At 69.0% G+C, this 14,341-nt stretch carries 17 protein-coding genes and 1 tRNA gene; 8 read left to right on the forward strand and 10 right to left on the reverse strand.

The features are described from left to right. Positions 1–73: 73 nt before the first annotated feature. The 3 genes from M8I34_RS12515 to M8I34_RS12525 form a co-directional block, all read right to left on the reverse strand. Positions 74–1,300: a cation diffusion facilitator family transporter gene (locus M8I34_RS12515; RefSeq protein ID WP_250049534.1), complete on the reverse strand. Its 1,227-nt coding sequence runs from the start codon at positions 1,298–1,300 to the stop codon at positions 74–76. 163 nt (positions 1,301–1,463) lie between these two features. Further along, on the reverse strand, positions 1,464–2,726 hold the full coding sequence (locus M8I34_RS12520; protein ID WP_250049536.1) for a PP2C family protein-serine/threonine phosphatase: 1,263 nt from the start codon (positions 2,724–2,726) through the stop codon (positions 1,464–1,466). Further along, positions 2,726–3,538 carry an alpha/beta fold hydrolase gene (locus M8I34_RS12525; RefSeq protein WP_284050252.1) on the reverse strand — a complete coding sequence of 271 codons (813 nt, stop codon included), beginning with the start codon at positions 3,536–3,538 and terminating at the stop codon, positions 2,726–2,728. The genes M8I34_RS12520 and M8I34_RS12525 overlap by 1 nt, the downstream gene beginning before the upstream one ends. 610 nt (positions 3,539–4,148) lie before the next feature. On the opposite strand from M8I34_RS12525, the gene M8I34_RS12530 reads away from it, so the two are divergent. Next, entirely contained in the window at positions 4,149–4,496 is a 348-nt protein-coding gene (locus M8I34_RS12530) for a MerR family transcriptional regulator (protein WP_244419331.1), read from the forward strand. 161 nt (positions 4,497–4,657) lie between these two features. Here M8I34_RS12530 and M8I34_RS12535 read toward each other — a convergent pair whose 3' ends face one another. The 4 genes from M8I34_RS12535 to M8I34_RS12550 form a co-directional block, all read right to left on the reverse strand. Then, positions 4,658–5,536 carry a SigB/SigF/SigG family RNA polymerase sigma factor gene (locus tag M8I34_RS12535; protein ID WP_250049538.1) on the reverse strand — a complete coding sequence of 293 codons (879 nt, stop codon included), beginning with the start codon at positions 5,534–5,536 and terminating at the stop codon, positions 4,658–4,660. A gap of 365 nt (positions 5,537–5,901) precedes the next feature. Continuing rightward, entirely contained in the window at positions 5,902–6,075 is a 174-nt protein-coding gene (locus tag M8I34_RS12540; RefSeq protein WP_250049546.1) for a CsbD family protein, read from the reverse strand. A gap of 101 nt (positions 6,076–6,176) precedes the next feature. Further along, on the reverse strand, positions 6,177–6,536 hold the full coding sequence (locus tag M8I34_RS12545) for a hypothetical protein (RefSeq protein ID WP_030991135.1): 360 nt from the start codon (positions 6,534–6,536) through the stop codon (positions 6,177–6,179). Positions 6,537–6,752: 216 nt separating this feature from the next. Continuing rightward, positions 6,753–6,956, reverse strand: a complete 204-nt coding sequence (locus M8I34_RS12550) for a cold-shock protein (protein ID WP_250049548.1) — start codon at positions 6,954–6,956, stop codon at positions 6,753–6,755. Positions 6,957–7,629: 673 nt separating this feature from the next. Here M8I34_RS12550 and M8I34_RS12555 point away from each other — a divergent pair. Continuing rightward, the gene (locus M8I34_RS12555) at positions 7,630–7,833 is read left to right on the forward strand and encodes a cold-shock protein (RefSeq protein ID WP_030991131.1); all 204 of its coding nucleotides are present in this window, start codon (positions 7,630–7,632) and stop codon (positions 7,831–7,833) included. Positions 7,834–8,217: 384 nt separating this feature from the next. Then, positions 8,218–8,757 carry a hypothetical protein gene (locus M8I34_RS12560; protein ID WP_250049550.1) on the forward strand — a complete coding sequence of 180 codons (540 nt, stop codon included), beginning with the start codon at positions 8,218–8,220 and terminating at the stop codon, positions 8,755–8,757. A gap of 350 nt (positions 8,758–9,107) precedes the next feature. On the opposite strand, the gene M8I34_RS12565 is transcribed toward M8I34_RS12560, so the two are convergent. Further along, positions 9,108–9,488, reverse strand: coding sequence for a helix-turn-helix domain-containing protein (locus M8I34_RS12565; RefSeq protein ID WP_250049552.1), 381 nt, complete (start codon positions 9,486–9,488; stop codon positions 9,108–9,110). Positions 9,489–9,666: 178 nt separating this feature from the next. Here M8I34_RS12565 and M8I34_RS12570 point away from each other — a divergent pair, with 178 nt between their 5' ends. Both M8I34_RS12570 and M8I34_RS12575 read left to right on the forward strand, forming a co-directional pair. Continuing rightward, the gene (locus M8I34_RS12570) at positions 9,667–10,155 is read left to right on the forward strand and encodes a luciferase family protein (protein WP_250049554.1); all 489 of its coding nucleotides are present in this window, start codon (positions 9,667–9,669) and stop codon (positions 10,153–10,155) included. A gap of 247 nt (positions 10,156–10,402) precedes the next feature. After that, positions 10,403–10,837 carry a DUF6640 family protein gene (locus M8I34_RS12575; RefSeq protein WP_250049556.1) on the forward strand — a complete coding sequence of 145 codons (435 nt, stop codon included), beginning with the start codon at positions 10,403–10,405 and terminating at the stop codon, positions 10,835–10,837. Between the two features lie 236 nt (positions 10,838–11,073). On the opposite strand, the gene M8I34_RS12580 is transcribed toward M8I34_RS12575, so the two are convergent. Further along, a complete protein-coding gene (locus M8I34_RS12580; RefSeq protein WP_250049558.1) occupies positions 11,074–11,508 on the reverse strand; it encodes a hypothetical protein in 435 nt (144 codons plus the stop codon). A 247-nt stretch (positions 11,509–11,755) separates the two neighbouring features. On the opposite strand from M8I34_RS12580, the gene M8I34_RS12585 reads away from it, so the two are divergent. Next, positions 11,756–11,911, forward strand: coding sequence for a hypothetical protein (locus M8I34_RS12585; protein WP_250049559.1), 156 nt, complete (start codon positions 11,756–11,758; stop codon positions 11,909–11,911). A gap of 358 nt (positions 11,912–12,269) precedes the next feature. Here M8I34_RS12585 and M8I34_RS12595 read toward each other — a convergent pair. Beyond that, a tRNA-Thr gene (locus M8I34_RS12595) sits at positions 12,270–12,343 on the reverse strand. A gap of 174 nt (positions 12,344–12,517) precedes the next feature. On the opposite strand from M8I34_RS12595, the gene M8I34_RS12600 reads away from it, so the two are divergent. After that, positions 12,518–13,654, forward strand: coding sequence for an ABC transporter ATP-binding protein (locus M8I34_RS12600; RefSeq protein ID WP_244419372.1), 1,137 nt, complete (start codon positions 12,518–12,520; stop codon positions 13,652–13,654). A 242-nt stretch (positions 13,655–13,896) separates the two neighbouring features. Continuing rightward, on the forward strand, positions 13,897–14,313 hold the full coding sequence (locus M8I34_RS12605; RefSeq protein WP_244419373.1) for a hypothetical protein: 417 nt from the start codon (positions 13,897–13,899) through the stop codon (positions 14,311–14,313). Positions 14,314–14,341 lie beyond the last annotated feature (28 nt).

Here is a 14,341-nt window from a genome sequence, read left to right on the forward strand (position 1 = left end):
GAACCGTGTGCCCCCAACTCGCCGGCTCATCGCACCGCCCGGAGCAATCCCGCGCTACGGAGCAATGCCCGCGCTACACGGCATCCGTCTGCCGACGCTCCTCGACCACGTCGTCCAGGTCCTTCCGAGCGCGACGGGCCCGCACCCGGTCGGCGACGGACGCATCCGTGACGTCGAGGAACAGCTGGTCGAGCTCCGGCCACCGCTCGCGCAGCTCCTGCTTGGTGCGCACCAGAGCCTCTTCGACCTCTTCGCTGTCGAGACCCGCCACCAGGTCGACGCGGGCCGCGAGCATCACGGAGTCCGGCCCGAGCCGCATGGTCATCGCGGCGGTGACGGCATCGACCTCCGGCCGGCCGTCCAGGAAGTCGCGGATCTCCTGCTGCATCTCCGGCGCCGCGGCCTCGCCGATCAGCTGCGCACGGGCGCTCTTGCCGAGGATGTACGCGACGTAGACCAGCAGCGCACCGATCAGCAGCGAGGCCCACGCCTCGTAGACGCCGTTCCCGGTGGCCATATGGAGTGCCATGCCGAGGATGGCGAGCAGCACGCCCAGACATGCCGTGCTGTCCTCGGCCAGGACCGTGCGCAGCGTCGGGTCGTCGTTGACCTTGATCTCGTGCAGCGTGCTGCGGTGGTGGGTCTTCGCCTGCGCGCGCACCTGGGACAGCGCCCGCAGCAGCGACGTGCCCTCGGCCAGCAACGCGACGACGAGCACGACCAGGCCGACGACATAGCCGCCGAGCGACTCCGACTCCTCGGACCGGAACGCCTCGATGCCCTGGAGGAACGAGAAGCAGCCGCCCGTCACGAAGATGCCCACGGCGGCGAGCAGGGACCAGAAGAATCGCTCCTTGCCGTAGCCGAAGGGATGGAGCGGGTCCGCCGGGCGCTCACTGCGTCTGAGGGAGGCCAGCAGGAACACTTCGTTGAGGCTGTCGGCCACCGAGTGCGCGGCTTCGGACAGCAGAGCCGGCGAACCGGCGATCGCGCCCCCGACGGCCTTGGCCACCGCAATCCCGAGATTCGCCCCGAGCGCGACCCACACCGTCTTACGGGTCTCCCCGTCCTGCTTGTCCGACCCCTGCTTGCCCGATCCCTGATTCCCTGAGCCCTGCTCGCCCGACTCCGGCTTGCCGGACTCCTTCCCGTCGAGGTCCTGCTTCCCTGCCCCCTGCTCGCCGGACTCCTGCCCGTCGAGATCCTGCTTCCCTGCCCCCTGCTCGCCGGACCTCTGCTCGCCGGGCTCCTGCTCGCCATACGTGGGACCGACCGCATTCCGCGCCTGATCAGCACTCATCTCAGACCTGCTCCGTTCCCGCCGGGGCGTCATGCGCATCCGAAAGACACCGTGAAGGGGGCCGCACTCCGCCGCCCTCAGCGCGGGTGCCCCGCAAGGTGGCTCCCACTCCCCGGCCGCGCGCCGCACGCGCGGGCCGACGGTCAGCGGCGGCGCAGGACCTTCATCCCGTCTCTCCGGTCGGGCGGCCGGCGGGTACGCCGAGCGCGAGGACGGCGGTGTCGTCGTCCAGGCCGTCGCCGAAGCTGTCCAGGAGCTCCCTGACGGCGGTGACGACCGCCTCCGCACCGGCGGGGGCCAGCGCGGTGGCGAAGACATGCAGGGCGTCGTCGCCGTAACGGGCGTCGGCACCGGCGGTCCGGGCCTCGGTCAGCCCGTCCGTGTAGAGCAGCAGCGTGTCGCCGGGCGCGAGTACGGCGGTGGCCGTGGTGAAGCGGGCGTTCGGCACGACGCCCACGAGCAGTCCGCCCGGGGTGGGCAGGTAGGCGGCCGTCCCGTCGGCGCGCAGGTGCAGTGCCGAGGGGTGGCCGCCGCCGGCGAGGGTCACGGTGAAGCCGTCGCCCGCGGCGCGCGGAGTGAGGACGCCGAAGATGAGGGTGCAGTAGCGCGGGTCGTCACCGCTGTAGGCCTCGTGCAGGGCGGTGTTGAGGGTGCCGACCACGGTGACCGGGTCGGGATCGTGGATGGCGGCGGCCCGCAGGGTGTAGCGGACCAGCGACGTCACGGCGGCCGCGGCCGGCCCCTTGCCGCACACATCCCCCAGGAAGAAGCCCCAGCGCCCGTCCCCGAGGGCGAACAGGTCGTAGAAGTCGCCGCCGAGGTTGTCGCGGGAAGCGGTGTGGTAGTGCGCGGCGGCCCGCAGCCCCGGGACCGTCGGCAGGGACGGCGGCAGCAGACTGCGCTGGAGCGTGGCGACCACTTGCTGGAGGCGTGCGCGTTCACGGTCGGCCTCCTGCCGGGCGCGCAGCAGTTCCGTCTCGTAGGCGCGGCGGTCCCGGGCGTCGAAGAGGGTGGTGCGGACCAGCAGGGGTTCCCCCTCGGGACTCGTCTTGAGCGTGGAGGTCACCAGCACCGGAAGCCGGGTGCCGTCCGCGGCCTTGAGCTCCAGGGCGATGCCGCTGACCTCGCCCTGGAGGCGCAGCAGCGGGGCGAAGTGGGTCTCGTGATAGAGCCGTCCGCCGACGGTCAGCAGATCGGCGAAGGGCATCCGGCCGACCAACTGCTCGCGCGAGTGGCCCAGCCAGGTCAGCAGCGTGCTGTTGACCTTGGCGATCTTCCCGTCCAGCAGGGTGGACAGGTAACCGCAGGGGGCGTACTCGTACAGGTCCTCGGCACTGTCCTCGAGCAGAGCGCTGAACGCGGCGTCCTGAAGGGAGCCTCCGGCCGGACTCCCGGGCTGATCCGCCTCCCGTCCGGCGCTGCACATCACGGCGCTGCCGCGACGAAGGACGCGATGGCCTCGGCGGTGATCCCCGGCGCACTGAGCTGGGGGCAGTGCCCGGTGGCGTCGAGGGTGACGCGCGTGCTGTGCGGTATGGACGCCTGGACGTACGCGCCGACCTCGGGGGGTGCGATCGCGTCGTGGGCGCACTCCAGGACCAGCGTGGGGGCGGTGACCTTCGGGAGGTCGGCGCGGTTGTCGGACAAGAACGTGGCGCGGGCGAAAACCCGGGCGATCCGCGGGTCGGTGGCACAGAAGCTGTTCGTCAGCTCCTCGCCGAGTTCGGGACGCTCCGGGTTCCCCATGATCACCGGCGCCATCGACGCCGACCAGCCGAGATAGTTGCTGTCCAGCGACTCCAGCAGCTCGTCGATGTCCCCACGGCTGAAGCCGCCCCGGTAGGTGTCGTCGTCGACGTAGCAGGGGGAGGGGGTGAGCAGCACGAGCTTGGCGAAGAGGTCCGGCTCACGGTTCGCGGCCAGGACCCCGATCATCGCGCTCACCGAATGCCCGACGAAGACCACCTCCCGCAGGTCCAGCTCGCGGCAGATCTCCCGTACGTCGTCCGCGTAACCGTCCAGGGACGCGTACCGCTCCTCCCGCCAGGCCGAGAGGTCCGAGCGGCCCGAACCCACATGGTCGAACAGCACGACCCGGAACCGCTCGGCGAGGACCGGAGCCACCAGACGCCACATGTTCTGGTCGCAGCCGAACCCGTGCGACAGCATGACCACCGGTCCGTCCGCGGGCCCGAGTTCCACGATGTGGTTCCTGCTGCGAACGGTGCTGACGCCCATCGTTCCGCGCTCCTTCATCCTGGTGTGCTGTGGTGGCGCCGATCGCGGCGGACGGTCGCGTGTTGCGCCGTCTACGGCGGGCCGTCGGGGGCCCGCGGCCCGGCAATGCCCCGGCCGGTGGACGGATGGAGATTACATGGACCCGGAAAAAAGATAAATCTGTTGCGGCCGCAGTAGACATTGGACGTCGGCATGGCTAGAATTCCTGGCGTAACGACGAAGTCAGGAAGCTGCGGCAGAGGCGAACTACCGCAGCAGGTTACGGCGCGAATGCGGAGCCCAGGGGCCGGGATGAACAGAGGGTCCCTGGACTGGCTGCCGCGCCGGGCGGCTCGCAGGGCCGCCGTGCAAGATCAGCTGAAGAGAAGGGAGAGGAGCAACCGCCATCAGGATCGCCCGGACCGTGAAGTAGCCGGTTCGGGTACCGCAGACCCCGGATTGGCAGGTGGTCCCCGGTCACGCATCCGCGATCCCCGCATGTCCGCCCTCCCAGGCGATCACGCGGAAAGAAGAAACCGGCGCAGTCAGCCGGTTAGATGGTGTTGATCCGCTCGGGTCCCTGGTGCCGTACGGCACCAGGGACCCTCGACGTGCGTGAAGAAAAGGTGCAATGACTTCCAAATACCCAGCGAGCCTCGCCAACAGCCTTGATGATGACGACTACCCCGCCTACACCATGGGCCGCGCCGCCGAGATGGTCGGCACCACCCCGGCATTCCTCCGGGCGCTGGGCGAAGCGCGTCTGATCACCCCACTGCGCTCCGAGGGCGGCCACCGCCGCTACTCCCGCTACCAACTACGCCTGGCGTCCCGGGTCCGCGAACTCGTCGACAGCGGCACGCCCATCGACGCCGCCTGCCGCATCGTCATCCTGGAAGACCAACTGGAAGAGGCCCAGCGCATCAACGAGGAGCTTCGCCAGGCCGCCGACCCCGCCACGCCCCACGAGGCCTCCTGACGACCGGACGCACGAGAGCTCCAGGCCATGGCCGGCCCCGACGGGGCGACAGCGCGGTCGCGGCGGACCCGCACCCACCGCGCTGCCCCCCAGTTCAGGCACCCCTGGCCACTCCGGCCTACGGCTCGCGGACGCGCACGCGCACGACCGGACGGGCGGCGTCAGCCCTCCGCCAGCAGCCCTTCCCGCAGCGTGCGGCAGGCACGGGACAGGAGGCGCGAGACGTGCATCTGGGAGAGGCCGAGTTCGGCGCCGATCTCGGACTGCGTCCTCTCCGCCCCGAAACGGAGTTCGATGATGCGACGGTCCCGGTCGTCGAGCTGCGCCAGAAGCGGCTTGAGGGCATGGAGGTTCTCGGCGAGAGCCAGCGCGGGGTCCTCGTCACCGATCAGGTCGGCGATCAGCCCGCCGCTCTGCCTGCCGCCGCCGGAGTCAACCGGGCGGTCCAGGGAATCGGCGTGGTAGCCGTTGCCGGCGACGAGCCCCTCGATGACTTCGTCCTCGCCCAGGCGCAGATGCGCGGCGAGGTCGGCCACGCTCGGCTCGTGATTGCCCGCGGCTGCCAGCTCTTCGCGGGCGCGGGCCATGTTGACGCGTAGTTCCTGGAGGCGGCGCGGCACGTGTACGGACCACGTGGTGTCGCGGAAGAAGCGCTTGATCTCGCCGACGATGTAGGGGACGGCGAAGGTGGTGAACTCGTTCCCGAGGGAGATGTCGAAGCGGTCGATGGCCTTGATCAGGCCGATCGTGCCGACCTGCACGATGTCGTCCATCTCCTGGGCGCTGCTGCGGAAGCGGCTCGCGGCGTAGCGCACCAGCGACAGGTTCATCTCGATGAGCGTGTTGCGCGCGTACTGGTGGTCGGCGGTGCCTTCCTCCAGCTCCCCCAGCCGCTCGAAGAACAGCTTCGAGAGCCGGCGCGCGTCCTTGGGTGCGACGCGGTGCGCCTCCTCGATCGAGGGCAAGTCCCCTGCCGGCGGGGCGTCCTGGACCTCTGCCCGGCCCGTAGCCCTCAGATCCTGCGCTGCTGCGGTCGTCATCTCCTGCCCCTCCCTGCTCTTGCCACCCGTGAGCGGCGCTTGCGTGCCCACTCCTCCTCAAGGCCCCGCGCCCCGTCCACACAGGGAACCAACAGCCCCGGGACCTGAAGCAGTGATACCGAAGGGAAGATTACCTCTCACGAGGCAGAAATGAAATCTACTGCCACCACTACAGACATGAGGTTCTGACGCACCGGGCCCCGGCGCCCGCCGCGGAGTGGAGCAGATGCCGGAGTCAGCACGTCCGCCGTACCTGACGCGGGCGCCGCACACGACGCGGCGGTGGCCCGGAGGACAAGCCTCCGGGCCACCGCCTCAATCTCTGAACGCAGGGCCACCTCTGCCGGCCGGGCTGCGTGCCGCCGTCATCGGTGGAAAGCGTCCTTGCCCTTCGCCGCGGCCTGGCGCATATCGCCCTTGGCGCGCTCGGCGCGGCCTTCGGCGGTCATCCGCTCGTTGCCCACGGCACGGCCCACGGCTTCCTTGGCGGCACCCTTGACCTGCTCGGTCTTCGCAGCCTTTTTGTCGGTGGCGGTCATGGTCGCACTCCTCATGGAATCGGCGTGTTTCCCTGACGCAAGATCGCGTGCCCGTGGGGACACCGCTCAAACACCCGGGAACAACCGCCGGGCACCGCTCGTCAGCCGGTGGGTGCGCCTACCAGGGTGACGTAATACGCCCCCACTTCGGTCAGATAGGCGGGGTCGGTGGTCTGGCTGTCGACGACGAACCGGGGCGCGGCCTTGATCTCGTCCTTGGCACGGCCCACGGTCACCTTCTTCGCGTGCCGGTCGATCTGCGTCACGGCTCCGGCCGGAATCAGCACGCTCTTGCCGAAGACCCAAACGCCGGTGTCGACGACCAGATGCTGCCTGCCGGGCTGGTCCACCTGCCGGTCCACGGTTCCGATCGTTCCGTCGGAGGCTTGCACCGTGAACCCCGTCAAGGGCTCCTGGCCCTGGTAGCCACTGTCCTCGGGGTAGGCCCAGATGTAGTCCACGACGTGTCACTCCTCTCTCGCATGTGCCATGGCGGGGCTCGACACAAGCGCGCCATGCAGCCCCGACCGCACCGCCCGTGTACCCAGGTAACGGTCAGGTCACGCCCCCGCGCCGACACGACCTGCCGCGTACCGGCCGGGCGGCATCGACCCGGTGCGGCACACGCTTCGGCCGGCACACCAGGAGACAGGCCGGGCACTCAGAGATCAGGGAGATCAGGCGAGATGAATGTTCTCCGCGTACGGGCCTTTGGGGCTCTGCGCGAGATCGAAATGCACCTGCTGACCTGCTTGCAGTGCAACAAGTTCGGGGGCCGCAATGTGCGAGTAGTGGGCGTACACATCGACGCCTCCCTGCGCCCCTTCGATGAATCCGAAGCCCTTTGCCGCGCTGAACCACTTCACAATTCCGGTAGCCATTTCACCCTCTCCTCACGAGGTAGTGACCGGGGCCCACCTTGTGCGGGCCCGGCGTCGCCGCGATGATCACCTGGCCCGGAGAAACACCGAAGAATGGAAGAACATCCCGGCGAACCGGAAGGTCAGGGGCGTCCTTTTCGGCTGCGCAGGATAAGGCGGCAGCGAATCTCAGACCGTAGCACGGAGCGGACAGCAGGGCGTCAAATGTGATACCCCTCCCCACTCCGACCCATAAACTCTCCGCACACGCTGCGCTAATTCCTGTGCCGAGCGCCGAACATATTCTTCTTCGGACACCCGGCCGGACTCCCGGCGGCCGGCGCCCGCCACGACGGGCGCGAATCGCCCGACGGCTGGTCAGGGGGCCGCCCCGGACAGACCGGAGGGCACCGGCGGACAATATCTGGTTCCGCGACAGTAGAAATAGAGGGCGCAGCATGGGCATTTTCTTGCGGCTCAAAGCGCCGGTGAGAATGTTCGTGCACGGTCGGCCGGGCCGTGCTACCGTCGATCTCAGTTGCAGTTGTGGTTCCCAAAGACTTCAAGTGCCCTCGCCGACTTGCGCGGCGGGAGCGCTTTTGCATTTCCGGGGTATTTCCGGACGGGCAATCATCGCGGCGACGCGGGGTCCGCACAGTGCGGTCCCCGGGCACTGCCCCGAAGGAGATATGACATGGCTACTGGCACCGTGAAGTGGTTCAACGCGGAAAAGGGCTTCGGCTTCATCGAGCAGGACGGTGGCGGCGCTGACGTCTTCGCCCACTACTCGAACATCAACGCCCAGGGCTTCCGCGAGCTCCAGGAAGGCCAGAAGGTGAGCTTCGACGTCACGCAGGGCCAGAAGGGCCCGCAGGCCGAGAACATCGTTCCCGCCTGACGCTGACGCGTAGAACACAGCTGGGGCCCGCACCTTTGGTGCGGGCCCCAGTTCGTTGTCTCCGGGCGTCTCAGTCCGCTGCCTTCAGGCCTCCGGCTCGCCGTCTGTCAGAACCCCGGCCCGCTGCCTTCAGAACGTCAGCCCGCCGTCTCCAGGATCCCGGCCCGCCGCCTTCGGACCCCTCAACTCGCCACCGCCGGCCGCCTCAACTCGCCGCATCCGGAGCCCTCAACTCTCTGTCTCCGGACGCCTCGCGTACGCCTCACGGCACATCAGTCCCCTCACTGCTCAGCGGCAGTCGTGAGGTCTCGCCGAACACCCCCCGCGAAAGGGTGCGCACACCTACCATCCGTAGGTGACGGTCCGTTCATTGAGGGGGGACAGATGGACTCGCAGTCAGAGCCGTCCGGCGGGCATCCGGACGACGACACCGGTGTGCTGGTACGGGACATCGTCCGCGAGGTCGTGGCCGCCACCGCACCGGACGAGATGGTGCTGCTCGAAGGGCTGTTGCGGTCCGACGACGACAGCGCCGTAGCCCGCCTGTCGGGCCGCCGCCGGTCACGCGAACCACTCGGCTTCGGCCTGCACGAGGTCACCGCTCTGGTCACCCCGGTGGTGTGGCTCGTACTGGACGAGGCGGCACGAAAGGTCGTCGGCACCGTCGTCACCGGCGCGGCCACCCGATCGAGGACACTGCTGCGCAGAATCTCGCGCAGGCCCTCGGCCCCCACGGTCATGCCTCCCCTGACTCCGGACCAGCTGGAGTCGGTACGCCTACGGGTTCTGGAGCTGGGCACGGAGAGCGGACTGGAGCCGGATACGGTCACCGCGCTCGCCGAACGAGTGGTGGCGAGACTGGTGCTACGCCCACCGGACCAGCTGACGGGCGGGGGCACCGCGACGGAGGAACCCGAGGCCTAGGGTCTGCTCTTCAAAGTCCCTAGGCGGCGGGCCCCGTGAGCGGCGCACCACGGTCTTACCGCCGCACTCGGGCAGCGTCGACGAGCACACCTTCGGCGCGGGCACCGGCCTGCGCTTCACCCTGCTGTCGCCGTACTCGCCGTCCTCGCCGTACTCCCCAAGAGGCCGCGAAGGCCCGCCCGCCACAGATGCCAGAAGCCCCAGGCAGGTGATGGCCTGGGGCTTCTGGCATCTGCTCCTGCTCCATCACCACCGGGGTGCGTGCCGGTGGCCACGGCCGTCTGTCCGTGCGCCGACAAATCGGGGGGCCGCTCACACCTCTGGGCTCACACTTGGGCTCAGTCCTGGGCTCATCCCTGGGCCCAGGCCTCTTCTTCCTCGCGGGCGGTGTCGTAGGCGCGACGGGCGGCGGATACGGCCGGGAGGTTTGTCACGGACCAATCCGTGATGGCGCTGAAGAGCGGCGTCAGGGTGCGGCCCAGGTCGCTGATCTCGTACTCGACCCGCGGGGGGATTTCGGCGTGGTACGTGCGGATGACCAGGCCGTCGCGTTCGAGCTGGCGCAGACGCTGGGTGAGGACCTTCGGGGTGATGGTCGGCAGGTGCCGCTGTAGCTCGTTGAAGCGGAGCCGGCCGTGGTGATCGAGGACCCACAGGATCGGTGTGGTCCAGCGGCTGAACACCAGGTCGATCACCGGGTTGATCGGGCACGCCTGCTCCACGGCATCCATCGCGGCTCCTCCTCTCCTCCCAGGTCCGTGATCACGACCAGGGCACTTTCCTATGGGAAACCACTATACCCAGGAAACTAGCCTTGGAGTGTGCGCAGCGGACCGGTCACGCCGGAGCCGCAGACGCCGACCGCCCCTCGCAGCCGAGCGGCCCCGTGACACCCAAGGAGGCACCACCATGACGTTCCCGGCACTCCCCACCCGTGAAGGCGACCGGCCGCAAACGGGCCCCGAGGTCCCCCACCTCCAGTTGAGCCAGACCAGCCCCGCCCAGGTCAGGGGCGAGCTGTTGCGGTGGATGGCCGCCACGCTGCCCGGTACCGCCTGGGGACGGAGCAAGGTCTCCGCCCCCAGCTCCCGCGCACTGTTCCTCGACGGCGCGGCCCCCGCCCGGGGTGCGGTGCTGATGCCGCCGCGCGGCGACGAGGAGTTCGCGCACGTGCACGCCGACGGCAGTCTCCACCTGGCGCTGGACCCGGCCGACCATGCGGCTTTCCTGTCCTCCGGCTGGGGCGAGAAGCACCCGCTCTACGACCACGGCATCAACGTCGTGATGCTCTACGCCCCGCGCGACCGGGCCGAATTGGCCGTGGCCAAGAAGGTCATAGGCGCCTCCTACACCTACGCAACGGGCCGCACACCGGCGCCGGACGTAGCTGCGGCCTGACGCCCCTCCCTGCCCGCGCCTACCTCTCTCCCTCTCTCCCCCCGCAAGCCCCCGTCTGTACGCCCCATCCGTGTTCCAGCGGTCGGCCGCGCCCAGCCGCCTGGCCACCCGGCCACCCGGCCACCCGGCCACCCGGCCACCCGGCCACCCAGAACGAATTGAAAGGCCTTTCCCAATGCGTAACTCGTCCCCGTCCGCGCCGGTTTCCGCCGAAGTACTTGCCCGGTCCGCCGTCGGACCACGCACGATGGCCGGCAAGGTGCTGCTCTCGCTGGTCGCCGTCTTCACGGCCGTCTCGCCCTACCTCGCCGACTGGAACGACACGCACGTGCTCAATCCGCTCTGGCCCGCGCACGCCAAGTTCCACAACGGCCAGACCATGGCCATGGGCACCTTGCTCGGCCTGGCCACCCTCTACTTCGCCTGGCGCCGCCACGGCGACGCCGGCTCCAACCTGCGTGCCGCGATCACCTTCGCCGCCCTGTACTGGGTCAGCCAGGCGGCGGCCATCCTCTACCCGGGAGCCGCCTACTTCGACCCCCAATTCGACACCCCGGACATGTACATCGCCGGTCTCCCCGTACAGGCCGCCATCGAGATCGTCGCCTTCGCACTGATCGCGGCCGCGGCCCTGCTCGCGCGTCCGACACCGGCCTCCGAGACCCCGGCGAGCAGCAACTGACTCCCCCAGCAACTGCCCCTCCCCCCACCCGCCCTGCCCGGAGGGTCTGTCGACACTCGGCCTCGCCACGACAAAGCCGCAGGCCGGCTCCGTCAAGAAGCAACTTCGGCAATCGGCCTATGCCGACGCCGTAGTCTGCGGCTGCGGCTGCGTCCGAGCCGGGAAGCCGGGCTGAGTTCCACTGCCCGCACCCGGCCAAGGGGTCCGACCCCGCACGCGCGGGGATGGCGGGCCCCCTATAGCCATCCCTCCAGGGCGTCACGCAGGCGGTTGTCCGGATCGCGCAGGAACGGTGCGGGGATCTCGGTGTCCGGTGCGGTCGCGGGCCGGTCGTCGTCTTCGTCCAGGCCGTCGTCACCAGGGCCGATGATGAACGGCCGGTCGCTGGGGTCGTTGGTGGGGCGCCGTTGCCAGACCATGGCGTGATTGCGGACGAAGACTTCGCCGAAGTACCAGTAGGCGACCTGCACAAACGGGCTGTCCTCGGCGTCCTGGATTTCCTCGTAGCTGGTGAACCGGTCGCGGATCGCCTCTTCCAGCCGGTCAAGGGAGTCCATGGTGAAGTCCCACACTCCGCCCACCTCGGCCTCCCACGCGGCGAAGGCGTCCTTCTGGGCAGCCAGCCAGTTGACCAGTGTGGCGTTTGCGGTCCAGCTCTCGTTCCCCGTCATGCCGGCGACCATACGGACCGCACGCGCGGAACGATAACAACCCATAAATGAAAGTGCGTTGGCCCTCAGCGCATCCGAATTCCCTTGCGAGACCCGCGAGTTGATCCCCTAGGGTGGGGCGCTTGGTGGCGCCAACGACCACGGGGCCCTGGCGCCACACGGAACCACACCACACCTTGCTGGGCCCTCACGGGAGAACCCTGAGCACCGCAACCTGCCGCGCACCACGACCCACAGCATCAAGGTCATGGCCGACGATGCTGAGCACGACAGCATGCTGTACCTGGGCGGGAACACTGCCAACAACGCCACCGGCGGAGGAGGCGCCCCCACCCCCACCCCGACGCCGACACCCACGGACACCGGCAAGACCGGGAAGATCCGCCCGTACCGCTGCCTCTGATCTACCTCGCCGCTCTCCGTCGGCAAAGGCTCCGGCAGACGGACGCCACAGCAAAGCGCGGGGCGCCAAGCTTGATCACGCCGGGCACGTCTTCACCACCCGTGCCCGGCGGCGCCCCTCGCGTCCTCATGGAGATCCTCGGCCACAGCCGAATCAGCTTGACCATGGATGTCTGTACGCACGTGACGCGGGACACCCAACGGGAAGCGATCAGCCACATGAACCGGCTACTGAAGCGGCGGCTCGACCGAGACTGATCACGGCTGACGGCGATCCGACCGCCCCGTTGACGTCACCCATAGATGTCAGAAGCCCCAGGCCACCACCGGCCCGGGGCTTCTTCCCTGTTCAAGCTAAGAGCCCCCTGTCGGATTCGAACCGACGACCTTCGCTTTACAAGAGCGGTGCTCTGGCCAGCTGAGCTAAGGAGGCGTGCGTGAAGCAGTGTACCCAGGCGCGCCGGATGCCGGTTCCCAATTCGTGACTGCCGGGCTACTGACACCGGGGGCCGCCGCGGGTAGCGTCACGGAGAGTCCATATCAGTGGACTACACCACTCCTTTTACTCGGATCGTCCGGCACGTTCCTGCCGGTGAAGGGATTCACCATGGCTACGGTCACATATGACCAGGCAACCCGTATCTACCCGGGTTCCGACAAGCCCGCCGTCGACAAGCTGGACATCGCCATCGAGGACGGCGAGTTCCTCGTCCTGGTCGGCCCCTCCGGATGCGGCAAGTCCACCTCGCTGCGGATGCTCGCGGGGCTGGAGGACGTCGACGGGGGCGCCATCCGCATCGGGGACCGCGATGTCACCCACCTTCCGCCGAAGGACCGGGACATCGCCATGGTGTTCCAGAACTACGCGCTCTACCCGCACATGACGGTCGCCGACAACATGGGCTTCGCGCTCAAGATCGCCGGTGTGCCGAAGGCCGAGATCCGGCAGAAGGTCGAGGACGCGGCCAAGATCCTGGACCTGACCGAGTACCTGGGGCGCAAGCCCAAGGCGCTGTCCGGTGGCCAGCGGCAGCGGGTCGCGATGGGCCGGGCGATCGTCCGGGAGCCGCAGGTCTTCCTGATGGACGAGCCGCTGTCCAACCTGGACGCCAAGCTGCGCGTCCAGACCCGTACGCAGATCGCGGGGCTCCAGCGCCGGCTCGGCATCACGACGGTGTACGTCACGCACGACCAGGTCGAGGCGATGACGATGGGCGACCGCGTCGCCGTGCTCAAGGACGGCCTGCTCCAGCAGATCGACTCACCGCGGAACATGTACGACCGGCCGGCGAACCTGTTCGTGGCGGGCTTCATCGGCTCGCCCGCGATGAACCTCGTCGAGGTGCCGATCACCGACGGCGGTGTGAAGTTCGGCAACAGTGTCGTCCCCGTCAACCGTGAGGCGCTGTCCACGGCCGCCGACAAGGGCGACCGGACGGTGACGGTCGGCGTCCGCCCCGAGCACTTCGAGATCGTCGAGCAGAACGGCGCCGCCGCGAAGTCGCTGTCCAAGGAGTCCGCCGACGCACCGGCCGGTCTGGCCGTCACGGTCAACGTCGTCGAGGAACTCGGCGCCGACGGCTATGTGTACGGCACCGCGGAGGTCGGCGGCGAGGTCAAGGACCTCGTCGTACGGGTCAACGGCCGCCAGGTCCCGGCCAAGGGCACCCAGCTGCACGTCGTGCCGCGGGCGGGCGAGACGCATGTCTTCTCGACGTCGTCCGGGGAGCGCCTCACCGACTGATACGGGATGAGCGATGCGTGAGAGCAGCGCGTGAAAGCGGCGTGTGAGAGCGGCGGCGGTAGCGGGTGGTACCCGGTACCGCCGCCGCTGCGCTGTCGGCCGCGCCGTAACGTCACCATGGGGACATAACCGCACTTTTCGTACCAGTGCGTCAACATCGAAACCGCACCGACGAGCCATTCCGTCCCTCGATAAGGTGACCAAATGTCGCCAAATCATCACTCCTCGCTACCATCTCGACCGTGAACTCCGCAGCCCGCCGCATCGGCAGAACTCTCGCCCTCGTCCTTCCCGTCGTCCTCGTGCTGTCCGGGACCCTCGCGGTCACCCGCGTCCCGTGGGCATCGACGGCCACCGACTCCCAGGTGCTGACCGCCTCCTCCGGAAAGGTCTCCACCAAGGCCGGCCGCCTCGCCCCCGAGGAGGCCCTGCGCAAGCGCCTCCTGGTCGAACTCCAGGAGAAGGACCCCGGCGTCGCCCTGACCCACCTCCAGGAGGCGACCACCAAGCGGCCCTCGCTGGCCAAGCACTGCGTCTCCATCGCCCGTGACCTCGGCCGTGCCGCGGTCACCAAGTACGGTGCCGCGCACCGCGCCCAGGCCTTCTCCCGCCCGGTCTGCGACACCTCCTTCGCCACCGGCGTCGCCGCCGCCCAGTGACCCCCGCTCGCACCGCATAGGGTGCGAA

The organism is Streptomyces sp. MCA2 (genome assembly GCF_023544705.1).
Classification (GTDB): domain Bacteria; phylum Actinomycetota; class Actinomycetes; order Streptomycetales; family Streptomycetaceae; genus Streptomyces; species Streptomyces decoyicus.